This is a genomic window from Frigoribacterium sp. SL97 (assembly GCF_026625765.1).
Taxonomy (GTDB): domain Bacteria; phylum Actinomycetota; class Actinomycetes; order Actinomycetales; family Microbacteriaceae; genus Frigoribacterium.
In genome coordinates this window covers 3068032-3090182 of record NZ_CP113062.1, presented here as the reverse complement: position 1 = coordinate 3090182, position 22151 = coordinate 3068032, and the positions used below count along the sequence as shown (strand labels likewise).

At 70.8% G+C, this 22151-nt stretch carries 23 protein-coding genes and 1 tRNA gene; 18 read left to right on the top strand and 6 right to left on the bottom strand.

All coding sequences use genetic code 11. The features are described 5' to 3' along the window. Positions 1 to 9 precede the first annotated feature (9 nt). The 3 genes from OVA02_RS15030 to OVA02_RS15020 all read right to left on the bottom strand — a co-directional run bounded on the left by OVA02_RS15030 (position 10) and on the right by OVA02_RS15020 (position 3039). Positions 10 to 819: an ABC transporter permease gene (locus tag OVA02_RS15030; RefSeq protein WP_056046543.1), complete on the bottom strand. Its 810-nt coding sequence runs from the start codon at positions 817 to 819 to the stop codon at positions 10 to 12. Next, a complete protein-coding gene (locus OVA02_RS15025) occupies positions 816 to 1736 on the bottom strand; it encodes an ABC transporter ATP-binding protein (RefSeq protein ID WP_267658753.1) in 921 nt (306 codons plus the stop codon). The genes OVA02_RS15030 and OVA02_RS15025 overlap by 4 nt, the downstream gene beginning before the upstream one ends. 100 nt (positions 1737 to 1836) lie before the next feature. Then, positions 1837 to 3039: a pyridoxal phosphate-dependent aminotransferase gene (locus tag OVA02_RS15020; RefSeq protein WP_420709602.1), complete on the bottom strand. Its 1203-nt coding sequence runs from the start codon at positions 3037 to 3039 to the stop codon at positions 1837 to 1839. A gap of 233 nt (positions 3040 to 3272) precedes the next feature. Here OVA02_RS15020 and OVA02_RS15015 point away from each other — a divergent pair. From OVA02_RS15015 to OVA02_RS14990, 6 genes are all read left to right on the top strand, one after another. Then, positions 3273 to 3345, top strand: a tRNA-Trp gene (locus OVA02_RS15015). Between the two features lie 84 nt (positions 3346 to 3429). Next, positions 3430 to 3711 (top strand): preprotein translocase subunit SecE, encoded by a 282-nt coding sequence (gene secE / locus OVA02_RS15010; protein ID WP_043592949.1) that lies wholly within the window; start codon positions 3430 to 3432, stop codon positions 3709 to 3711. Between the two features lie 95 nt (positions 3712 to 3806). Continuing rightward, positions 3807 to 4901, top strand: coding sequence for a transcription termination/antitermination protein NusG (gene nusG / locus OVA02_RS15005; protein ID WP_056046537.1), 1095 nt, complete (start codon positions 3807 to 3809; stop codon positions 4899 to 4901). Positions 4902 to 5009: 108 nt separating this feature from the next. Beyond that, a complete protein-coding gene (gene rplK / locus OVA02_RS15000) occupies positions 5010 to 5441 on the top strand; it encodes a 50S ribosomal protein L11 (protein WP_043592945.1) in 432 nt (143 codons plus the stop codon). 100 nt (positions 5442 to 5541) lie between these two features. Then, complete coding sequence (rplA, locus tag OVA02_RS14995; protein WP_043592944.1) at positions 5542 to 6231, top strand: 50S ribosomal protein L1; 690 nt, start codon at positions 5542 to 5544, stop codon at positions 6229 to 6231. Between the two features lie 122 nt (positions 6232 to 6353). Next, positions 6354 to 6890 carry a GNAT family N-acetyltransferase gene (locus OVA02_RS14990; RefSeq protein WP_056046534.1) on the top strand — a complete coding sequence of 179 codons (537 nt, stop codon included), beginning with the start codon at positions 6354 to 6356 and terminating at the stop codon, positions 6888 to 6890. A gap of 55 nt (positions 6891 to 6945) precedes the next feature. Here OVA02_RS14990 and OVA02_RS14985 read toward each other — a convergent pair whose 3' ends face one another. Next, positions 6946 to 7932 carry an NADP-dependent oxidoreductase gene (locus tag OVA02_RS14985; protein WP_369794389.1) on the bottom strand — a complete coding sequence of 329 codons (987 nt, stop codon included), beginning with the start codon at positions 7930 to 7932 and terminating at the stop codon, positions 6946 to 6948. A gap of 129 nt (positions 7933 to 8061) precedes the next feature. Between OVA02_RS14985 and OVA02_RS14980 the strand changes: the two genes are divergently transcribed. Beyond that, positions 8062 to 8703, top strand: a complete 642-nt coding sequence (locus OVA02_RS14980; protein ID WP_157485352.1) for a Pr6Pr family membrane protein — start codon at positions 8062 to 8064, stop codon at positions 8701 to 8703. Here the strand turns inward: OVA02_RS14980 and OVA02_RS14975 are convergent. Together OVA02_RS14975 and OVA02_RS14970 are read right to left on the bottom strand one after the other, a co-directional pair. Continuing rightward, positions 8685 to 9419 (bottom strand): YqaJ viral recombinase family protein, encoded by a 735-nt coding sequence (locus OVA02_RS14975; RefSeq protein WP_267658752.1) that lies wholly within the window; start codon positions 9417 to 9419, stop codon positions 8685 to 8687. The genes OVA02_RS14980 and OVA02_RS14975 overlap by 19 nt on opposite strands. Before the next feature lie 88 nt (positions 9420 to 9507). Beyond that, the gene (locus OVA02_RS14970) at positions 9508 to 10698 is read right to left on the bottom strand and encodes an ROK family transcriptional regulator (RefSeq protein WP_056046530.1); all 1191 of its coding nucleotides are present in this window, start codon (positions 10696 to 10698) and stop codon (positions 9508 to 9510) included. Positions 10699 to 10915: 217 nt separating this feature from the next. Between OVA02_RS14970 and OVA02_RS14965 the strand changes: the two genes are divergently transcribed. From OVA02_RS14965 to OVA02_RS14915, 11 genes are all read left to right on the top strand, one after another. Then, on the top strand, positions 10916 to 11659 hold the full coding sequence (locus OVA02_RS14965; RefSeq protein WP_152970255.1) for a sugar phosphate isomerase/epimerase family protein: 744 nt from the start codon (positions 10916 to 10918) through the stop codon (positions 11657 to 11659). Continuing rightward, entirely contained in the window at positions 11656 to 12804 is a 1149-nt protein-coding gene (locus tag OVA02_RS14960; RefSeq protein ID WP_267658751.1) for a Gfo/Idh/MocA family protein, read from the top strand. Before OVA02_RS14965 ends, OVA02_RS14960 begins: the two co-directional genes overlap by 4 nt. A 171-nt stretch (positions 12805 to 12975) precedes the next feature. Beyond that, a complete protein-coding gene (locus tag OVA02_RS14955; RefSeq protein ID WP_123570513.1) occupies positions 12976 to 14301 on the top strand; it encodes an ABC transporter substrate-binding protein in 1326 nt (441 codons plus the stop codon). A gap of 79 nt (positions 14302 to 14380) precedes the next feature. Beyond that, entirely contained in the window at positions 14381 to 15376 is a 996-nt protein-coding gene (locus OVA02_RS14950; RefSeq protein WP_082460311.1) for a carbohydrate ABC transporter permease, read from the top strand. Then, positions 15369 to 16208, top strand: a complete 840-nt coding sequence (locus OVA02_RS14945) for a carbohydrate ABC transporter permease (protein WP_043592933.1) — start codon at positions 15369 to 15371, stop codon at positions 16206 to 16208. The genes OVA02_RS14950 and OVA02_RS14945 overlap by 8 nt, the downstream gene beginning before the upstream one ends. Then, complete coding sequence (locus tag OVA02_RS14940; protein WP_324289747.1) at positions 16205 to 17377, top strand: Gfo/Idh/MocA family oxidoreductase; 1173 nt, start codon at positions 16205 to 16207, stop codon at positions 17375 to 17377. Before OVA02_RS14945 ends, OVA02_RS14940 begins: the two co-directional genes overlap by 4 nt. Before the next feature lie 80 nt (positions 17378 to 17457). Beyond that, positions 17458 to 18471, top strand: coding sequence for a sugar phosphate isomerase/epimerase family protein (locus OVA02_RS14935; protein ID WP_267658750.1), 1014 nt, complete (start codon positions 17458 to 17460; stop codon positions 18469 to 18471). Between the two features lie 15 nt (positions 18472 to 18486). Next, positions 18487 to 18843 (top strand): hypothetical protein, encoded by a 357-nt coding sequence (locus OVA02_RS14930; RefSeq protein WP_267658749.1) that lies wholly within the window; start codon positions 18487 to 18489, stop codon positions 18841 to 18843. Beyond that, positions 18840 to 19451: a TolB family protein gene (locus OVA02_RS14925; protein ID WP_267658748.1), complete on the top strand. Its 612-nt coding sequence runs from the start codon at positions 18840 to 18842 to the stop codon at positions 19449 to 19451. Before OVA02_RS14930 ends, OVA02_RS14925 begins: the two co-directional genes overlap by 4 nt. A 103-nt stretch (positions 19452 to 19554) precedes the next feature. Then, positions 19555 to 20313, top strand: coding sequence for a response regulator transcription factor (locus OVA02_RS14920; RefSeq protein WP_420709661.1), 759 nt, complete (start codon positions 19555 to 19557; stop codon positions 20311 to 20313). Next, on the top strand, positions 20310 to 21917 hold the full coding sequence (locus OVA02_RS14915) for a sensor histidine kinase (protein WP_267658747.1): 1608 nt from the start codon (positions 20310 to 20312) through the stop codon (positions 21915 to 21917). Before OVA02_RS14920 ends, OVA02_RS14915 begins: the two co-directional genes overlap by 4 nt. Positions 21918 to 22151: the final 234 nt, after the last annotated feature.

Genomic DNA, 22151 nt, shown 5'->3' with positions numbered 1-22151 from the left:
GTCCACGGGTCAGGTGTCCTTCCTGATCCACCGGAAGGTCAGCAGCGAGGCGACGGCGCCGGCGACGAGCCAGACCGCCAGCCAGAGGGCGACGCCGGGCAGGTCCCACGATCCGCCGGCCTCGGCGGCCGAGAACGTGTCGGGCAGGAACACGCTGCGCATGCCCTGCGCCAGCCACTTCAACGGGAACACCGAGGCCACCGACTGCAGCCAGTCGGGCAGCTGGGTGAACGGCAGGTAGACCCCCGAGATGAACTGCAGCACGAGCGTGATCGGGACGATCACGGCCGTGGCGCTCTTCCCGCTGCGGGGCACGCGCGAGAGGGCGATGCCGACCAGCGCCGACGTCGCGATGCCGAGCAGGTAGACCCAGGCGAGCGTCAGCCACGACCCGGCGTCGGTCGGCAAGGGCACGCCGAAGAGCACCCGGGCCACCAGCACGAGCAGCGCCACCTGCAGCAGGCTCGTGACGAGCACCTGGCCGAACTTGCCGACAAAGTACGACCCGACCGGCAGGGGCGTCCCCGAAAGTCGCTTGAGGGTGCCGTCGCCACGCTCGAGGGCGATGTCGACGGCGAGGTTCTGCACGCCCGAGAGCAGGATGCCGGCCGCGATCATGCCCGGCAGGTAGAACGCGGCGGCCCCCACCTCGGAACCGTCCGGCCGCGTGCCGAACGAGCCCGAGGCGCTGAACGCCGTGGAGAAGATCGCGAGCATCACGACCGGGAACAAGAACGTGAAGAAGACGGTGTCGCCGGCCCGGAAGTACCCCCGCACCTCGTACCGGGTGCGGCTCAGGCCGAGCGAGAGCGTCCTCACGAGGTCACCCCGGACGAGGAGGCGCGCGGCGCGTCCCCGGCGTCGGTCGCGACCCGTTCCCCGTCCGCGACGGTCTCGGCGGTCGCGACCAACCCGAGGTACACGTCCTCCAGCGACGGCCGGATCACCTCGAGCGAGCGCGGTTCGCCTCCGCGGGCGTGCAGGTCGGCGACCAGGGCGCCCGGTGCGGAGGTGCGGACGTCGTGCCGTCCGTGTTCGTCGAGCCAGGTCACCCGAGGGGTGCGCGCCTCCTCGTCCCCGAGCTCGTCGGGTCGCCCCTGGGCGACGAGCCGGCCCTGCGCGATCACCGCGACGCGGTCGCTCAGCTGCGCCGCCTCGTCGAGGTAGTGGGTGGTGAGGACGATGCTCGTCCCGTCGTCCGACAGCGACCGGATCAACTGCCAGAACTGTCGGCGGGCCTCGGGGTCGAAGCCCGTGGTCGGTTCGTCGAGGAACAACAGCTCGGGGCCGCCGACCACACCGAGCGCGACGTCGACGCGTCGTCGCTGCCCCCCGGACAGCGACCGGATGCGTGCCCCGGCCTTCGCCTCGAGGCCGACCGCGGCGATCACCTCGTCGACGTCGCGCGGGTTCGGGTAGAAGCCGGCGAAGTGGGCGATCTGCTCGCGCACCGTGGCCGTCCCCTGTTCGCCGGAGGTCTGCAGGACGATGCCGAGGCGCGCCTTCCAGTCGAGACCGGCGTGCTGCGGGTCGGCGCCGAGCACCGACACGTCACCGCCCGACCGGTCGCGGTAGCCCTCGAGGATCTCGATGGTGGTCGACTTGCCGGCGCCGTTGGGGCCGAGCAGGCCGAGGGTCTCGCCCGCGGCCACCTCGAACGAGAGGCCGTGCAGAGCCGTGGCGGTGCCGTAGGTCTTGGTGAGGTCGCGCACTCGACCGACGGGTTCGGGGGTCATGGCTCCAGCGTGCGCCGTGGCGGCTCCGCGCACCAGGCCCGACCGGTCGAGGCCGGGTCCACCGATCGGTGGACCCGGCCTCGGGACGGGGGTCGCGGCCTCAGGCGAACAGGCGCTGGAGGCGGCGGACGCCCTCGAGCAACTCGTCGTCGCCGAGAGCGTAGGACAGCCGGAGGTACCCGCTGGGCCCGAAGGCCTCACCGGGCACGGTGGCGACGTCGGCCTGTTCGAGGATGAGGTCGGCGAGTTCGAGCGACGTGGTGGGCGTGACGCCTCCCCACTCGCGACCGAGCAGGCCCTGCACGTCGGGGTAGACGTAGAAGGCTCCCTCGGGGGTGGGGGTGACGACGCCGTCGATCCGGTTGAGCTCGCGGACGATGGTGCTGCGTCGGGCGTCGAAGGCGACCCGCATGGCCTCGACCTCGTCCTGCGGTCCGGTGAGGGCCGCCAGGGCCGCCCGCTGCGACACGTTCGAGACGTTCGACGTGAGGTGCGACTGGAGGTTCGCGGCACCCTTGACCACGTCGGTCGGGCCGATCATCCAGCCGACCCGCCACCCGGTCATCGCGTAGGTCTTGGCCACGCCGTTGACCAGGATCGCCTGGTCGGCCAGCTCGGGCACGGCCTCGGTGATCGAGACGGCCGTCACCCCGTCGTAGGTGAGGTTCTGGTAGATCTCGTCGGTGATCACCCAGACGCCGGCCTCGAGGGCCCAACGACCGATCGCCTCTACCTCGTCGGGTGAGTAGACCGCGCCCGTCGGGTTCGACGGCGAGCAGAACAGCAACACCTTCGTGCGCTCGGTGCGGGCGGCCTCGAGCTGGTCGACCGTGACCTTGTAGCCCTGGTCGGCACCGGCGAAGACCTCGACGGTGACTCCGCCGGCGAGGGCGATGGCCTCGGGGTAGGTCGTCCAGTAGGGCGACGGCAGGAGGGCTTCGTCGCCGTCGTCGAGCAGCGCCTGGAAGGCCTGGTAGACGGCCTGCTTGCCACCGTTCGTGACGATCACCTGCGACGTCGACACCGTGGTGCCGCTGTCGCGCAGGGTCTCCTCGACGATCGCCTCGCGCAGTTCGAGCAGGCCGGCCGCGGCCGAGTAGCGGTGGTTGCGCGGGTCGCGGGCGGCGACGACGGCCGCGTCGACGATGTGGTCGGGCGTGGGGAAGTTGGGCTCGCCCGGGCCGTAGCTGATGATCGGTCGGCCCTGTGCCAGCAGGGCCTTGGCCTTCGCGTCGACGGCCAGCGTGGCCGATTCGGCGATCGACGAGATACGGGACGAGAGACGGCGCGCGGTCGGGGTCACGCGGGTCAGCCTAGCGGGGGTGTGACCGGCCCGGACGGGTGCGCCCGCCGGCGGTCCGTCGGACCCCGCGGCGCCCGGCTTTGCACGCGCCCGCCGCTTCGCCTACACTTGACGAGGCGATCGAATGCGCCAAGCTTCAGCGCGCCTCTGCAGTCCGGTTCACCAACAGCCGGCTGAGAGAGGCAGGGCCTCCGGGTCCGGCCGAGAGGTCATCTGAAGGGCGTCGATCCCATAGGGCGGTGGCTCAATTGGTAGAGCAGCGGTCTCCAAAACCGCAGGTTGCAGGTTCGAGTCCTGTCCGCCCTGCAGCCCGGCTGTGTTCTTCATGACACGGTGATCACACACAGATACGGACACAGGCCCACGGGCCGAGCTCGGAAGGTCGGAACAGTGGCGAGAAAAGACGTTGACGTCCCCAGTGAAGACGTCGTCGAGAAGGCGAAGAGCGACGGTGCGACGCGCCGCAGCCCCTTCGCCCGCATCGCGTTGTTCATCCGCCAGGTGATCGCCGAGCTCAAGAAGGTCGTCACGCCGACCCGCAAAGAGCTGCTGAGCTACACCGGCGTCGTCCTGGTCTTCGTGGTCATCATGATGGCCCTCGTCTCCCTGCTCGACCTGGTGTTCGGCACCGGCGTCGGCTACGTCTTCGGCAACGGCCCGACCGGCAGCTGACGCGGCACCCACCGGCCGACTCCCCGAGCACCACGTGAGCGGGTCCCGTGCCACCGAGCACGAGCACCCGACAACCCCGATCGAAAGAAGAACCCTTGCCTGACAACGAGCGCGACGACATCGACCTCGCCACCGCTGCCGAGCAGTCCTCCGAGGTCGAAGAGGCCCAAGAGGGCGGCACGCTGGCCGCCGACGAGGACGCCGTCGAGCCCGCCGAGTCCGAGGCCCTCTCGGTCGTCGACGAAGGCGAGTCCGGTTCGACCGACACGAGCGACCTCGACGGCCTGCTCGACACGCTGGCCGAGGCACGCGACCCCGAGGCCGACGCGATCGTCGACGACGCCCTCGACATCGACGACGAGTTCGAGGCCGAGGCCGCCGTCGAGGCCACCGACGACGAGGCCGACTCCGAGGCCGAGCAGGCGGCCGACGAGGGCGACGCCCCCGCCGCGAACGCCGTCGTCGCCGAGGCCGAGCAGTCCGTCCAGGACGCCGACGCCGAGATCGCGCACGACGACGTCGACGTCGACGTGTCCGCCACCGAGGTCGAGGACGACGAGCCCGCCGAGGTCGACCCCTACGAGGCCTTCCGTTACGAGCTGCGGGGCAAGCCCGGCAAGTGGTACGTCATCCACTCGTACGCCGGCTTCGAGCGCCGCGTGAAGCAGAACATCGAGAACCGCATGGTCTCGATGACCATGGAGGACTACATCTACCAGGTAGAGGTCCCCATGGAGGACGTGGTCGAGATCAAGAACGGGCAGCGCAAGCTCGTCACCCGCGTCCGCATCCCCGGCTACGTGCTCGTGCGTCTCGACCTCAACGAGGACAGCTGGTCCGTCGTCCGCCACACCCCCGGGGTCACGGGCTTCGTGGGCAACGCCCACAACCCGACGCCGCTGCGTTTCGAAGAGGCCTTCAACATGTTGAAGAGCCTCGTCCAGGTCGACACGACCCCGGCGCCCGCCAAGGGCGGCGCCAAGGGTGGCAAGCAGGCCCAGCGGGTCATCCCCGCCGAGGTCGACTTCGAGATCGGCGAGACGATCACGATCAAAGAGGGGTCGTTCGCCGGACTTCCCGGTACGATCAACGAGATCAAGCCCGAGAGCGGCAAGCTCACCGTGCTGGTCTCGCTGTTCGAGCGCGAGACGCCGGTCGAGCTCAGCTTCGACCAGGTCACGAAGCTCTAGCAGGCACCCACCCCCAGGTCTACAGATCACCGGAGTCCGCGCCGCGGGCCACCGGGAGAGCAGGTCGCGACCGCGATCGGTTCGAACCCCACAAGAAGGAAAAGAACAATGGCACCGAAAAAGAAGGTCACGGGTCTGATCAAGCTTCAGATCAACGCCGGCGCCGCGAACCCCGCCCCGCCCATCGGCCCGGCCCTGGGTCAGCACGGCGTGAACATCATGGAGTTCTGCAAGGCGTACAACGCGGCGACCGAGTCGCAGCGCGGCAACGTCGTCCCCGTCGAGATCACGGTCTACGAAGACCGCTCGTTCACGTTCATCCTCAAGACCCCGCCCGCCGCCGAGCTCATCAAGAAGGCCGCCGGCGTCGCCAAGGGTTCGGGAACCCCGCACACCACCAAGGTCGGCAAGCTGACCATGGACCAGGTGCGCGAGATCGCGACGACCAAGCAGGCCGACCTGAACGCCAACGACATCGACGCCGCGGCGAAGATCATCGCCGGCACCGCCCGTTCCATGGGCATCACGGTCGACGCCTAAGCAGCACCCCTCCGTGCAGGCGACCCGCCTGCACGACCCTGACATCAGTGGGAGAGCCGGCCAGGCTCGCAACCACGTCCCCAGTACGAAGAGGTCCAACATGGCTCAGAAGTCCAAGGCGTACCGCGCCGCTGCCGAGAAGATCGAGGCAGGCAAGTTCTACAGCACCAGCGAGGCCGTGGCCGTCGCTCGCGAGACCGGCTCGAAGAAGTTCGACTCGACCGTCGAGGTCGCGCTCAAGCTCGGCGTCGACCCCCGCAAGGCCGACCAGATGGTGCGCGGCACCGTCATCCTGCCGCACGGCACGGGCAAGACCGCCCGCGTCATCGTGTTCGCGACGGGTGCCGCCGCCGAGGCGGCCATCGCCGCGGGTGCCGACGAGGTCGGTGGCGACGAGCTCATCGAGAAGGTCGCGGGCGGCTACACGTCGTTCGACTCGGCCGTCTCGACCCCCGAGCTCATGGGCAAGGTCGGTCGTCTCGGAAAGGTGCTCGGCCCCCGCGGCCTCATGCCCAACCCGAAGACCGGCACCGTGACCCCCAACGTCGCGCAGGCCGTCAACGACATCAAGGGCGGAAAGATCGAGTTCCGTGTCGACAAGCACAGCAACGTGCACTTCGTCATCGGTAAGGCCGGCTTCTCGGAAGAGCAGCTGAACACCAACCTCGACGCCGCCCTCGAAGAGGTCGTCCGCCTCAAGCCGTCCTCGTCCAAGGGCCGCTACATCACCAAGGGCACGCTGTCGACGACCTTCGGTCCCGGCATCCCCCTCGACATCAACGTCTTCTAGGTCCTCAGACCTCCCAGGCACTGCGTCGCCCGAAGGCCGTCCCACTCTCGAGTGGGGCGGCCTTCGTCGTCGGCTCCCGTCCGTGGTCGGGCGGGGAGGCGCGGGTGGGGCACCATGGGCAGATGACCGTCACCGTGCGCCCTGCCCTCCCGACCGACGCCCCCCTGCTCGCCGAGGTCGCCGCGGTGACCTTCCCGCTCGCCTGCCCGCCCGGGTCGGACCTCGCGGACATCGCCCGGGTCGTCACCACGGTGCTGTCCGAGGAGGCCTTCTCGCGCTACCTCGCCGACGACACCCGGACCGTCCTGCTGGCCGTCGACCCCACGGCCCGGGGGGCCCTCGGCTACAGCATGATGATCGCGGGAGATCCCGAGGACGCGGACGTCGCCGCAGCCGTCTCGTCCCGGCCGACCGTCGAGCTGAGCAAGTTCTACGTCATGCCGCAGGGGCACGGCACGGGGGCGGCCTCGACCCTGATGGCCGCGACCCTCGAGGCAGCCCGCGCGACCGGCGCCTCCTCGGTGTGGCTCGGAGTCAACCAGCAGAACGAACGGGCGCTTCGCTTCTACGCCAAGCACGGACTCGTGAAGGTCGGGACGAAGACCTTCGCCCTCGGCGACGACCTGCAGCAGGACTTCGTCCTCGAGCGTCGGATCTAGGCGGGGTCGCGTCGGGCCACGGCGGCCGGTCCGGGGGCCGGGTCCGGAGGCCGGGTCAGGCGGCCTCGGTGTCGTCGGTGACGCGCAGCACGAGCTTGCCGCGGGTGTGCGACCGCTCGAGGCGAGCATGGGCGTCACGGGCGTCGACCAGGTCGTAGACCTCGTCGACGTAGACCCGGACGTCTCCCGAGTCGAGCAGTCGCGAGATGACCGCCAGCGTGGCGCCGTCGGGGGAGACGGCGAACCCGGTCGACCGGACGCCTGCCTGCGCGGCTTTCTCGGCGAAGGCGGCCCCCGAGGCGAGCGGTGCGTGGACGGCGAGCCCACCGGGTCGGAGCAACCTCAGCGACCGGTCGGCCTCGACGTCGTCGTCGACCAGGTTGAGCACGACGTCGACCTGACGGACGCTGCGGTCGACGTCGGCCGCGCCGTAGTCGACGACCTCGGCGGCCCCGAGCTCCCGCAGCCAGGCCGAGTTGGCCTGCGAGCCGGTCGCGACGACGTGTGCGCCGAAGTACGAGGCGAACTGCACCGCGAAGTGCCCCACCCCGCCCGCGCCGGCGTTGATGAGGAGGCGCTGGCCCTCGTGGGCCTTGGCGACGTCGACGACCATCCCCCAGGCCGTGAGCGCCGCGAGGGGCACCGCGGCGGCTTCGAGGTGCGACAGGGTGGTGGGCTTCCGGGCCACCGACAGCGACGGGACGCTGATGTACTCGGCGTAGCTGCCACCGGAGCGCGGGCACGGGGCCATGCCGTAGACGGCGTCACCCGGACTCAACGGATGCGCCGCATAGGGCGTCTCGACGACGACGCCGCTGAAGTCGTGGCCCAGCACGGCCGGGAACGCCGGGATGGCGTCGCTGTCGCCGCGACCGGCCCGGGTCTCCAGGTCGAAGCGGTTGACGCCGGCGGCGACGACGCGCACGAGCACCTCGGCGTTGACCCGTCGCGGGTAGGGCACGTCGGCGGCGACGAGCTGCTCGGGCCCGCCGGTCCGCTCGATCACCATCGCCCGCATCGTCGTCTGCATCGTCGTGTCCATCGGCGGCCCCTGTCGGCTCGTGTGCGCCGTGGCTCCGGCGCGGTGGTCAGGTCAGTCAACGGGACGGATGAGTCACCCGTGTTTCGCGGGTGTCACCGAGAGGGAAACGATGATGGGTACGGTGTGGGCATGAGAGCATCGGTCGCCGTCCTGCGCGTCGCGGCTGCGGTCGCGGTCCTCGTCGCCGTCGTGGCCCAGTGGGAGAACAGCCTGCGCGACCCGGGGTACCGATTCGTGGACTTCTTCGGGTACTTCACCATCCAGAGCAACCTCATCGTGCTGCTGGCCCTGGCGATCGGCGCGTTCACGGTGCTGCGCCGGACGACGCCGCCCCGGTGGACGGTCGCGGTGCGGGCGGCGGCGACCACGTACATCGCGCTGACCGGGCTGGTCTTCAACCTGCTGCTGGCGGGACTGCCCTCGAACGACCCGTACACCGTGGGGTGGGCGAGCAACGTGTTCCACCGGGTGATCCCGCTCTACGTCGTGCTCGACTGGGTGCTCTTCGCCGACCGCGACCGCCAGCCCTGGCGGCGGTTGTGGCAGTTCCTGGCCTTCCCCTTGATCTGGGTGGTCGTCGTCCTGGCCCGGGGCGCCGACTTCGTGCCGTACCCCTTCCTCGACGTGGCGACCCTCGGCGGGGGCGTCGTGGCGCTCTGGTGCGTGGGCATCGCCGTCGCGGTCGCCCTGATCGGGGCGCTCGTCGTGGCGGCGTCGCGCCTGCGCCTCGTCGACCCGGATCGGCGCGTGACTCAGCGCAACGGATCGTAGGGCGGGGGTTCGTAGGCCTCGTAGGCGTCGGGCGGTGGGGGCGCCGACGCCCGACCGCCCGGCGCGAACGGGTCGACCGGCGCCTGTCGTGCGAGGGTGTCGAGCACCTGGTCGGCGAGGGCCACGAGACGGTGGATCTCGTCCTCGTCGCGCTCGACCCAGCGGCACTGCGGGTCACCGTGCAGGGGCACGAAGTCGGTGTGCTGCTCCCAGACCACGAGGGTGCGCTCGGCGCCGAGCACGTACTGCTGCCAGGCCACCTGGCGCAGGTACGAGCGGGGGATCGACGACCAGGCGTTCTTCGTCGTCTTGATCTCGCACAGCTCGACGGTGCCGTCGGTGCGGACGGTCACGCCGTCCGGGGTGGCCAGGTGTCGGCGCTGACCCGCGGCGTGGAAGAGCTTCTGGCTGGACTCGATGCCGTGCCGCTGCAGCACCCACCGGGCGATCTCGGGCTCACGCGCCCGCCCGTGGTCGGTGTAGGCGTTGCCGCCGAAACCGTTGCCGTACAACTTGTCGAGCACGACGGCCTGCACGGCGCGCGGGCTCGAGAGCCGGGCGACGTCGGTGGCCGTGATGCCCTGGCTGCGAGCCCGCAGCCATGCGATGCGGTCCGACGAGTCGGCCAGCACGCGCGTCAGGTGCGCAGGAGGCGCGGCGGGGGTCGTCGGCTCGTCGTCGTCCCACAGGGCGAGCATGGGTTGGACGACGGTCATGGTGACCATTCTCCCTCGCCGGGGGCGCGAGGACGACACCCGCGCCTCCTCGTGTCGCGGCGGAGCGGCGAGCACCGGGAGCCCGCGGTCAGACGGCGGCGGCGAGCTCGTCGATCGCCGCGGGGGAGAGGGCGTGGTGGATCGCGAGCATGCTCGCGCCCATGAGCCCCGCCCGGTCGCCCGCCCGCGACGGCACGATGCTCAGGTGCTCGGTCGCGAGCGGCATCGACCGCTGGTAGACGACCTCGCGCACGCCTGCCAGCAAGTGCTCGCCGGCCTGCGCCATGGAGCCGCCGATCGCGATGACCGAGGGGTTGATCATGTTGACGCAGGCGGTCAGCACCTCGCCGAGGTCGCGACCCGCCTGGCGGACGGCCTGCACCGCGTCGACGTTGCCGGCCCGGACGAGCTCGACCACCTGGCGGCCACCCTCGCAGTCGTGGCCGAGGGCCCGCAGCGAGCGGGCGAGGGCCGGGCCGGAGGCGACGGCCTCGAGGCACCCGACGTTGCCGCAGTGGCAGACGACGCCGGCGCCGCGGGGGATCTGCACGTGGCCGATGTCGCCCGCGATGCCCTGGGCGCCGCGCTGCAGGCGACCGCCCGAGATGATGCCCGAGCCGATGCCGGTGGCGACCTTGACGAACAGGAAGTGGTCGGTGCCCGGCCAGGCGTGGCTGCGCTCGCCGAGGGCCATGATGTTGACGTCGTTGTCGACGAGGACGGGCACGTCGAGGTGGCGCCTCACCCAGCCCGGCACGTCGACGCCGTCCCAGCCGGGCATGATCGGCGGGTTCACCGGTCGACCCGTGCTGAACTGCACGGGGCCCGGCAGGCCGATCCCGACCCCGATGAGGTCGTCCCGGGTGCGACCGAGCCGGTCGAGCAGGGCGTCCGCCCCGGTCACCATGCCGGCGAGGGTCGTCTCGGGACCGTCGGCGATGTCGATCAGGCGACGGTCGCTGATCAGCTCGACGCCCATCAGGTCGGTCAGGGCGAGGTTGACGTGGCCCGCTCCGAAGTCCGCGGCCAGGACGACACGCGCCGAGGGGATGAGCGCCACGCGAGAGGGAGGGCGGCCACCCGTCGAGACGGCGTCTGCGGAGGGGCCGACCAGACCGAGTTCGGCCAGGACGTCGAGGCGCAGGCCGATCGTCGACCGGGCGAGGCCCGTCATCGCCGCGAGTTCGGCCCGGGTGCGCGGCACGCCGTCGCGGAGCAGCTGGAAGATCTCGCTGGCTCCGGTGCTGCCGAGGGCAGACGACCTCGTCGTGTCGGACATGGCAGCAGTAAACCACAGCCCTCGGCGACGCCCGAGAGAACCCCGCCGAGAAAAGGTCGACTTTTGCTTGCGGGTCGACAGAAGCGGTCCTATGGTGAGTCTCGGTCGACGCCGACCGCCACTCTTCCGGGGGTGACCGGTCGACGGCTCGACCGCTGAGAGTCCCCGACGGTGCCCGTCGCCGTCGCACATCCACTCGGAAGAGGAGACACCCCTGGTGACCACCGCAAGCCCGATCTCGGTCCAGCTCTACACGGTCAGAGACGCCATCGCCGCCGACCTGCCCGGCACCCTGAAGCGAATCGCCGACCTCGGCTACACCCAGGTCGAGCCGTACGCCTTCGTCGACCGCGTCGACGAGTACGCCGAGGCCCTGCCCGCCGCCGGACTCACCGCGCCCAGCGCGCACGTCGGCCTGATCGGCAAGGACCTCGAGCCGATCTTCGCCGCCGCCACCCGTCTCGGCGTCGGCACGATCATCGACCCGCACATCGACGAGACCCGCTGGGTCACCCGTGAGGACGTCGAGGCGATCGCGAAGGAGCTGGGCGAGATCGCCGACGCGGCCGCCGCCCACGACCTCACCATCGGCTACCACAACCACGCCTTCGAGCTGGAGAACCTGATCGACGGCACCCCCGCCCTCGAGGTGTTCGCCGCGGCCCTGCCCGCGAACGTCGTGCTCGAGATCGACACCTACTGGGTCGAGGTCGGCGGCGTCGACGCCGCCGAGCTGCTCGCCCGCCTCGGCGACAAGGTTCAGTTCCTCCACGTGAAGGACGGCCCGAAGAACAAGAACGACGTCGAGCAGGTCGCCGTCGGGCGCGGGTCGATGCCCGTCCGCGACATCCTGCAGGCGGCCCGTCAGGCCACCCCCGTCGTCGAACTCGACGACCACGCCGGTGACGTGTTCACCGCGCTCGCCGACAGCCTCGAGTTCCTGCAGGGGGTCCGCGCATGACCGACGTGACGACGGCCTCGCGGCCCGCCGTCGCCTCCGACGGCAAGACCGGCCCGGTGGGCGTCGGGGTCATCGGCGCCGGCGTGATCAGCGACCAGTACCTCGGCAACCTCACGCAGTTCCCCGACCTCGAGGTGCTCTTCATCGCCGACATCGACCAGGCCCGCGCGGCGGCCCAGGCCGAGAAGTGGGGCGTCCCCGCCAGCGGCACGGTCGACGAGTTGCTCGCCCTCGACGACGTCGAGATCGTGGTCAACCTGACGATCCCGGCGGCCCACGTCGACGTGGCGCTGCAGGCCGTCGCCGCGGGCAAGCACGTCTGGGGAGAGAAGCCCTACGCCCTCGACCGCGAGAGCGGTGCCTGGCTGCTGGCCGCCGCGAAGGAGGCGGGCGTCCGCGTGGCCGTCGCCCCGGACACGTTCCTCGGCGCCGGTCTGCAGACCGGACTGCGGGTCGTGAAGCGCGGCGACATCGGCACGCCCCTGACCGGCCTCGCGCTCTTCCAGGTGCCCGGCCCCGAGTCGTGGCACCCCAGCCCCGAGTTCCTCTTCGCCTACGGCGCGGGACCGATGTTCGACGTCGGCCCGTACTACCTGACCACGCTCGTGCAGGTCTTCGGACCCGTCGCGAAGGTCACGGCCACGGCGTCGAAGGCCCGGGACAGCCGGGTCATCGGCTCGGGGCCGAAGGCCGGAACGGTCTTCCCCGTCGAGGTGCCGACGCACGTGAGCGCCCTGCTGCAGTTCGAGAGCGGCGCCAGCGCGCAGGCCGTCTTCAGCTTCGACTCGAAGCTGGCCCGTGCCGGCTTCGTCGAGATCGCCGGGACCGAGGGCACGGCCGTGTTCCCCGACCCGAACGAGTTCGAGGGCGACACGACGGTCCACACGGGCACCGACGAGCCGGCGGTCGTCGCGGCCACGGGTTCGACCTTCACCCGCGGCACCGGCGTCGCCGAGCTCGCCCAGGCCATCCGCGAGGGTCGCCGTGAGCGCGTGCCCGGCGAACTCGCCTTCCACGTCCTGGACGTCATGGTCTCGCTGGCCGAGTCCGCCGAACGCGACGAGAGCGTCCGTGTCGACTCGACCCTCGAGCCGACGCCCGAGCTGCCCGAGAGCTGGGACCCCTCCGTCCCGACCCTCGGCTGATCCGGTGCGGTGCCGGCGCCTCCTCGACGCCGGCACCGCGCCTCCCGACCCGTCCACCCCCTGAGCGCACCACCCGCACCACCGGAGTCACCACAGCACCACGAACCCCCGCACCACCCCTTCCCTCACTCGATGAAGAGAAATCTCGAAGAAGAGACACCAGGAGAAGTCATGCAAACGAAGTTCCGTTGGCTCGCCGCCCTCGCGGTCGGAGCCCTCTCGGTCGGATCGATGACCGCCTGCAGCGCCTCGGGCGGCAGCGGCGACGCCGACACGATCACCTACTGGGCCAGCAACCAGGCTCCGACGGTCGAGAAGGACGCCGAGATCCTGCAGGAGAGCATCGACCGCTACACGGAGGAGACCGGCGTCAAGGTCGACCTCGAGGTCATCCCGTGGTCCGACCTCTACAACCGCATCCTCACCGCCGTCTCGAGCGGCGAGGGGCCCGACGTCCTCAACATCGGCAACACCTGGGCGGTGTCGCTGCAGTCCAGCGGCGCCTTCGTGCCCTGGGAGGGCGACGCCCTCGACCAGGTCGGTGGCCAGGACCGCTTCGTGCAGTCCAGCTTCGCCACCGGCGGTGCCGAGGGTCAGGCACCCACGTCGATCCCGCTCTACGGGCTGTCGTACTCGCTGTACTACAACACGAAGATGTTCGAGGCCGCGGGCATCACCACCCCGCCCGCCACCTGGGACGAGTTCGTCGAGGACGCCAAGAAGCTGACGGTCGACACCGACGGCGACGGCACGATCGACCAGTGGGGCGTCACCATGGCCGGGTCGAGCATCTCGAACAACGCCCACCAGGCGTTCGTCCGGGGCCTGCAGAACGGAGGCGCGCTGTACGACGAGGACGGCGAGCCCGACTTCGGCAACGACGGCGTCGTCAAGGGCGTCAAGGAGTGGGTCGACCTGATGGCGGTCGACAAGGTGGTCTCACCGTCCGACGCCGAGAGCGTGAACGGTTCGGACATGGCGGCGACGTTCGCGGACGACAAGGCCGCGATGTTCTTCGACCAGGCCCCCGACGCGAACCTCTCGGCCCGCGACTTCACCGACTACGCCGCGGCACCCGTGCCGATGGAGTCCGCCGACGCGACCGGTCTGCTGGGCACCCAGAGCCACGTGGCCGGCATCAACGTGAGCGTCTTCGAGAACAGCGGCAACAAGGACGCGGCGATCGACTTCGTCAAGCACCTGACGAGCGACTCCGAGCAGGTGTACCTGAACAAGGCGTTCAGCTCGCTGCCCGTGGTCACGAGCGCGTACGACGACCCGGCGTTCCAGTCGGACACGATCAAGCTGAAGCAGACGATCCTCGAGGACCACGCCCAGCCCATGCCCCTCTACCCCTCCGAGGGGCAGATGGAGACCTTGGTCGGCACCGCGATCAAGAACCTCCTCGCCACCGCAGCCCAGGGCGGTTCCGTCAGCGAGTCCGACGTCAAGTCGGCCCTCGAGGACGCGAACAGCCAGATGAGCTCGGGTCAGTAGCCCGTCCCACCGCCCGTGACGGGGGCGGCCGGTCCGATCGACCGGCCGCCCCCGCCACCCAGGCCCCGAGAGGACCCTCATGACCGTCAACGTCCTGCCCCCCGCCACCGCCGAGAAAGACCTCCCGCCCGACCCGCACCAGCAGGCCCCGATCGAGCCGGCCAAGCGCAAGAAGCACCGATCGCCGCTCGCCTACTTCCTGGTGGCGCCCGCCGCCCTGGCCGAACTGCTCGTCCACATCGTCCCGATGGTGCTCGGCATCTGGATCGCGTTCATCACGCTGAACCAGCTCAGCATCGCCAACTGGGTCAACGCGCCCTTCGTCGGCCTGCAGAACTTCGTCACCGCGCTCGACCCGTCCTCGCCCATCGCCGGCCAGCTGTACGGGGCCCTGGGGCGCACGCTGATGTTCACCGTCATCGTGGTGGCCATCGCCTGGAGCATGGGCATGCTCGGCGCGGTGCTCCTGACCAGCTCGTTCAAGGGCCGCGGCATCCTCCGCACGCTCTTCCTCGTGCCCTACGCCCTGCCGTCGTACGTCGGCACCATCGCCTGGGCCTTCATGTTCAACCAGCGCGACGGGGCCATCAACCGCTTCCTGGTGGACGACCTCGGCATCCTGCAGGACCGCCCCTTCTGGCTGCTCGGCGGCAACTCGTTCTGGGCCATCGTCATCGTGACGGCGTGGCAGTTCTGGCCCTTCGCCTTCCTGATGCTGCTCGCCGCGCTGCAGAACATCCCGGGCGACGTCTACGAGGCCGCGAGCCTCGACGGCGCCAGCCTCTGGAAGCAGTTCACCCAGATCACCCTGCCCATGGTCAAGCCGGCCAACGCCGTGCTGCTGTTGATCATGAGCCTGTGGATCTTCAACCAGTTCAACGTGCCCTACGTGCTCTTCGGCCCGGCGTCGCCCGAGCAGGCGACGCTCATCTCGCCGTTGATCTACCAGCAGTCGTTCAACAACTGGAACTTCGGCCTCGGCGGTGCCATGAGCGTGATGCTCCTGGTCGTGCTGCTGATCGCGTCGGCGTTCTACATCCGCATGGTTCTGCCGAAGGGACAACACGATGATTGAGACCCGTGGGTTCAAGGTCTTCCGCTTCTTCGGGCTGGCCTTCCTGTCGCTCGTGGTGGTCGTCCCGCTCTACGTGGTGCTGACCACGTCGATCAAGCCGCTCGCCGACGTCCAGGGCTTGTTCACCTGGATCCCCAGCCGGGTGACGCTCGAGCCGTACGTGCAGATCTGGCAGACGGTTCCGCTGGCGTCGTACTTCAAGAACAGCCTGATCGTCACGATCTCGGCGACGGTGCTGTCGGTGGCCATGGCCGTGCTCGCCGCGTACTCACTGGCCCGCCTGCGGTTCAAGGGCCAGCGCAGCTTCAGCCTGGTCGTGCTGTCGACGCAGATGTTCCCGGGCATCCTGTTCCTGTTGCCGCTGTTCCTGATCTTCGTGCAGATCCAGCGCACGGTCGGCGTGCAGCTGACCGGCAGCTACCTCGGCCTGATCATCACCTACATGACGTTCTCGCTGCCGTTCTCGATCTGGATGCTGACGGGCTACTTCGCGTCGATCCCGAAAGAGCTGGAGGAGGCGTCGATGATCGACGGCACGGGTCGCCTCGGTGCCCTGTTCCGCGTGATCATCCCGGTCGCCAAGCCGGGCATCATCGCGGTCGCGGTCTACGCCTTCATCACGGCCTGGGGCGAGGTGCTCTTCGCCTCGGTGCTGACGAGCAAGGACACGCGCACGCTCTCCATCGGCCTCCGCGCCTACGCCTCGCAGCAGGACGTCTACTGGAACCAGCTCATGGCCGCCTCGGTCGTCGTCTCGCTGCCCGTGCTCATAGGCTTCATGCTCGTGCAGAAACACTTGATCACCGGACTGTCGTCGGGGGCCGTGAAGTGACCGAGCCGGCCGTGGCCACGGCGGTGGGGCCGGTGGGCGCCACCGCCGGCCCGGCCGGCCGGGCAGCGCCGAGCCGAGGAGGCGCGGGTCGCGTCGAACCCTTGCGCGTCGGCATCGTGGGCGGCGGCTTCATGGCGCGCGTGCACGCCGGCGCCGCGCGGTCGGCCGGCGCCCGCGTGGTCGCCCTCGCCTCCTCGAGCGCCGCCAGCGCGGCCCACGCGGCGGCGTCCCTGGGCGTCGACACCTCCCACGAGAGCGTCGACGACCTCGTCACCGATCCCGGCGTCGACGTCGTGCACGTCTGCTCGCCGAACGCCACGCACGCGCCCGTCGCGCTGGCGGCGCTCGCCGCCGGCAAGCACGTGGTCTGCGAGAAGCCGCTGGCGACCTCGAGCGCCGAGGCCGAGGCCCTGGTCGAGGCCGCCCGGGCCGGGCGACTGGTCGGTGCCGTGCCCTTCGTCTACCGCTACCACCCGATGGTGCGCGAGGCCCGGGCCCGCGTCGCCACGGGCGAGGTCGGCCGCGTGCTGAGCGTCCGGGGTTCCTACCTGCAGGACTGGTTGCTCGACAGCGACGACGTCGACTGGCGGGTCGACTCGGCCGCGGGCGGTCCGTCACGGGCCTTCGCCGACATCGGCAGCCACCTGGTCGACCTGCTCGAGTTCGTCCTGGGCGACCGGCTGGCCCGGCTGACCTCGACGACCACCACCGTGCACACCCACCGCGGGGGCTCGTCGGTCGACACCGAGGACGAGGCGGCCGTCGTGTTCGAGACGGCACGGGGGGCGATCGGCACCCTCTTCGTGTCGCAGGTCGCGCCGGGTCGCAAGAACCGCCTCCTGCTCGACCTGTCGGGCACCGCCGAGAGCCTCGAGTTCTCGCAGGAGGAGCCCGAGACGCTCTGGGTCGGACGCCGGTCGGGCACGCAGCTCGTCGCCCGCGACGCGGCCGTGCTCGCACCCGACGCCGCCCGCCTGTCGACCGTCCCCGCCGGGCACCCGATGGGCTACGTCGACGCGTTCGCCGGGTTCGTGCGCGACGCCCACGACGCCGTCCGGGGCGGGACCCCCGAGGGGCTGCCGACCTTCGTCGACGGCCTGCGCGCCGTCCGGGTGACCGAGGCGGTCCTCGGGTCCGCCGCGTCGCGCCGGTGGGTCGACCTGCCCTGACCCCGACCGTCCCGACCCCGCCGCCGCCCGCACCGCCCCCGCTGCCCGCCCGCACCCCCGTCGCCCCCGAGAAGGAACCCATGGCCGAGAGCTCCCGCCCCGTCACCCTGTTCACCGGCCAGTGGGCCGACCTGCCCTTCGAGGAGGTCGCGGCACTCGCCGCCGGGTGGGGCTACGACGGCCTCGAGATCGCCGCGTCGGGCGACCACCTCGACCTCGAGCGCGCCGACCAGGACGACGCGTACCTGCGGTCGCGACTCGACGTGCTCGAGCGGCACGGCCTGGGGGTCTGGGCGATCTCGAACCACCTGACCGGGCAGGCGGTCTGCGACGACCCGATCGACTTCCGGCACCAGGCGATCGTGCGCCCGTCCACCTGGGGTGACGGCGAGCCCGAGGGCGTCCGGCAGCGGGCCGCGGAGGACATGAAGCGGGCGGCGCGGGTGGCCCGCAAGATGGGCGTCGACACCGTCGTCGGCTTCACCGGCTCGAAGATCTGGCCCTACGTGGCGATGTTCCCGCCGGTCCCGGCGAGCGTGATCGACGCCGGCTACCAGGACTTCGCCGACCGCTGGAACCCCATCCTCGACGTGTTCGACGCCGTGGGCGTCCGGTTCGCCCACGAGGTGCACCCGAGCGAGATCGCCTACGACCACTGGACGAGCGTCCGGGCGCTCGAGGCCATCGAGCACCGGTCGGCCTTCGGCTTCAACTGGGACCCCTCGCACATGCTCTGGCAGGGGGTCGACACGGTGTCGTTCATCACCGACTTCGCCGACCGGATCTTCCACGTCGACTGCAAGGACACCCGCATCAAGCCCGTCAGCGGGCGCTCGGGCGTGCTCGGCTCCCACCTGCCCTGGGGCGACCCCCGCCGGGGCTGGGACTTCGTCTCGACCGGCCACGGCGACATGAAGTGGGAGGACGCCTTCCGCGCCCTCGACGCGATCGGCTACGACGGCCCGATCTCGATCGAGTGGGAGGACGCCGGCATGGACCGGCTGCACGGCGCCCCCGAGGCGCTCGCCTACATCCGCTCACTCCTCTGGAGGCGACCGAGCGCCTCCTTCGACGCCGCCTTCTCGAACCAGTGACGGCAGACTGATCCCATGCCCCGAACCCTGCTGCCCGGCCAACGGAGCCGCCTGCTCGTCGTCGACCCCGCGACCGGCGACGTCCAGGTCGTCCTCGAGAGCACCCGCGTGCTCGTCGAGGCCCCGAACTGGAGCCCCGACGGTCGCTGGCTCGTCGTCAACGGCGACGGCCTGCTCTGGCGGGTGCCCGCCGACGCCCGTGGGGTCGACGAGACGGCGCTCGAGCCGGTGCCGATGGGCGAAGTGCCCGAGATCAACAACGACCACGTGATCGTTCCCGACCAGGGGGCCGTGATCGTGAGCGCCCGGGACGGCCACCTGTACGAGGTGCCGTGGGACGGCGTGACCCCGGGCGGCACCCCCGCCGCGTGACGCGCGACCACCCCGCGGGCCGCAACCACAAGAACTACCTGCACGGCGTCTCGCCCGACGGTGCCACGCTCAGCGTGATCGTCGGCGCCCTGCCGGCGCCGGTCGACGACCCGGACGACGAGGAGGCGCGGGCCGGCTGGCGCACGAACGTCGCCCTGGTCTCGCTCGCCGACGGCGCGACCACGCCGGTGACCGACGACGAGCACCCCGACGACGGGGCCGAGTTCTCTCCGGACGGGGCGTGGCTGTGGGCGAACTCGGAGCGCGCCTCCGAGGGGGTCGCCGGCCACGCGCAGCTCTTCCGGAGCCGCCTGGACGGCGGAGACGTCGTGCAGGTGACCGACGACGAACGGGTCAACTGGTTCCCGCACGTGTCGCCCGACGGCTCGACGCTGCTCTGGGTGTCGTTCGAGCCCGGTACGCTCGGCCACCCCGAGAACCGCGACGTCGTGCTGCGCACCCTGCCCCTCGGTCCCGACGGCCTGCCCGTGCCGGGCCGGGCGCCGCGCGACGTGCTCGCCCTCTTCGGCGGCCAGGGCACGATCAACGTGCCCTGCTGGGCCCCGGACTCGGCTCGTTTCGCCTGCGCCGACTACCCGTCCGCCTGACGCGCGCCCGGCGCCCCGGGTGCTCGCGGCCCGCGCGGGTCGCCCGGGGACGATGCGCAGCCTGCTCATGGACCGATCACAGTCGGTTCATAGGAACCGCTCGATACTTGGAGACGTGACCACAACGACCCCCGCCACCGCCTCGGCCCCCCGCCTCACCCGTGCCGACGGAACGCCCCTCCGAGTCCTCGTCGTGGACGACGAGAACAGTCTCACCGACCTGCTCTCGATGGCCCTCCGCTACGAGGGATGGGACGTCAAGGCGGCCTCCGACGGTCAGGCGGCCCTCGCCACGGCGCGCGAGTTCAAGCCCGACGCGATCGTGCTCGACTGGATGCTGCCCGACATCGACGGCATCCAGGTGCTGGGTCGACTGCGGTCGAGCGGTGACGACACCCCGATCCTGTTCCTCACCGCGAAGGACAGCGTCGAGGACCGCGTGTCGGGTCTCACCGCCGGGGGCGACGACTACGTCACCAAGCCGTTCTCGCTCGAAGAGGTCGTGGCCCGCCTGCGCGGCCTGATCCGCCGGTCGGCCTCGGCCATCAGCGAGGCGGGCGACTCGCGCATCGTCGTCGGCGACCTCGTGCTCGACGAGGAGAGCTACGAGGTGACGCGCGCCGGTCGCGAGATCGAGCTGACCGCGACCGAGTTCGAGCTGCTGCGCTTCCTGATGCGCAACCCGCGCCGCGTGCTGAGCAAGGCGCAGATCCTCGACCGGGTCTGGAGCTACGACTTCGGCGGCAAGTCCAGCGTCGTCGAGATCTACATCTCGTACCTGCGCAAGAAGATCGACGTCGGCGAAGAGCCGATGATCCACACCGTGCGCGGCGTCGGTTACGTGATCAAGCCCACGTCGTGAGCGATGCCCTGCCCGCCCGGGTGGGCTCGCGCCTCCGGGGCCTGGTGGGCCGGGCGCCCGGTCTCGCCGGGCCGCTCACGCTGCGCAACCGCCTGATCCTCAGCATCGTCGCGCTCGTGGTGCTGCTGACCATCGTGATCGGCTCGGTCAGCGTCTTCGTGCTCCAGGCGTCGCTCATGCGTCAGCTCGACGACGAGCTCGAGGGGGCGACGGGCCGCTCCGTGCCCATGGTGAACGCGCAGGGCTCGACGAGCCGGCCCTACCTGACGCCCGACGGCGACGACCTCTCGGGCCCGCGGCAGTCGCCCGGCACCTTCACGGCCGTCGTCGTGAACGGGACGGTCGTGGCGGCGTACCAGGTCGAGCAGTCGGGCCGGGTCGTCACGCCGCGCCTGACCGACGACCTGACCTCGGTCGTGACGACGGTCGCCGGCTCGACCGCGCCCGAGTCCGTCTCGCTCGGGTCGGCGCTGGGGTCGTACCGGGTGGAGTCGCTCGCGGTCGGCTACCAGACGACCACCACGTCGGGCTCCCTCGCCACCACGCCGGCGTACCTCGTCGTCGGTCTGCCGACGAGCAGCGTCGACCGCACCATCACGGTCATGGTGGTCACGATCCTCGCGGTGACCCTCATCGGCCTCGCGGTCGCGATCGCGATCGCCTACGGGGTCGTGCGGAGCGCCCTCCGCCCGCTCGAGCGCATGTCCGACACGGCGCTGCGGGTCGCCGAACTGCCGCTCGACCGTGGCGAGGTGGCCCTCGCGGAACGCGTCGACGAGGCCGACGCCGACACCCGCACCGAGGTCGGCCGCGTCGGTGCCTCGCTCAACCGCATGCTGGGCCACGTGGCCGGGGCCCTCGAGGCCCGTCAGCAGAGCGAGAACAAGGTGCGGCAGTTCGTGGCCGACGCCTCGCACGAGCTGCGCACCCCGCTCGCGTCGGTCCGCGGCTACGCCGAGCTGACCCGCCGCATGAACACCGGACTGCCCGACGACGTGGTCTACGCCATGGGCCGCATCGAGTCGGAGTCGCTGCGGATGACCTCGCTCGTCGAGGACCTCCTGCTGCTCGCCCGCCTCGACGAGGGCCGCGACCTCGTCACGGGCGACGTCGACCTGACCAGGGTCGTGCTCGACACGGTCAACGACGCCCACGTGGCCGGACCCACGCACGACGTCGACGTGTACGTGCCCGACGAGCCGGTGACCGTGTCGGGCGACGCCATGCGCCTGCACCAGATCGTCGCGAACCTGTTGACGAACGTGCGCACCCACACGCCCGACGGCACCCACGTGCACGTCTCGCTCACGGTCGACGACACGTCGGGGGAGGCCGTCGTCTCGGTCGCCGACGACGGGCCGGGCATCGACCCGGCCGTGCTGCCCGTGCTGTTCGAGCGGTTCGCCCGCGCCGACAGCTCGCGGTCGCGGAAGGCCGGCTCCACGGGTCTCGGCCTCGCGATCGTCCAGGCGGTCGTCCACTCCCACGGCGGCACCGTCGACGTCGCGAGCTCGGCCGGGGGAGCGACCTTCACCGTCCGCCTGCCGCTCGCGACGCCCGCGGACGCACCCCACCACGAAGCCGAGGAGGCGCGACTTGCGTGAGCGCGCCTCCTGCGTCTACTCTGTACGAAGCCCAAGACCGCCGGTTGTAGTCGTCTGCTCGCAGACGGGTGCCGAAGGTTCTCGAGAGAGAGCGACCAGCGCAGGTGTGTGAAGTCGTTCCTCTTCTCGAAGAGATCCAGCTCCGTGCGCTTGCGCCGGAGCTTTTTTCATTGGTGCGGCGCCGGTCTCGGCGCGGCCGAGTCGAGTTCCCGGGGGCTGCCGGCACACCCACGT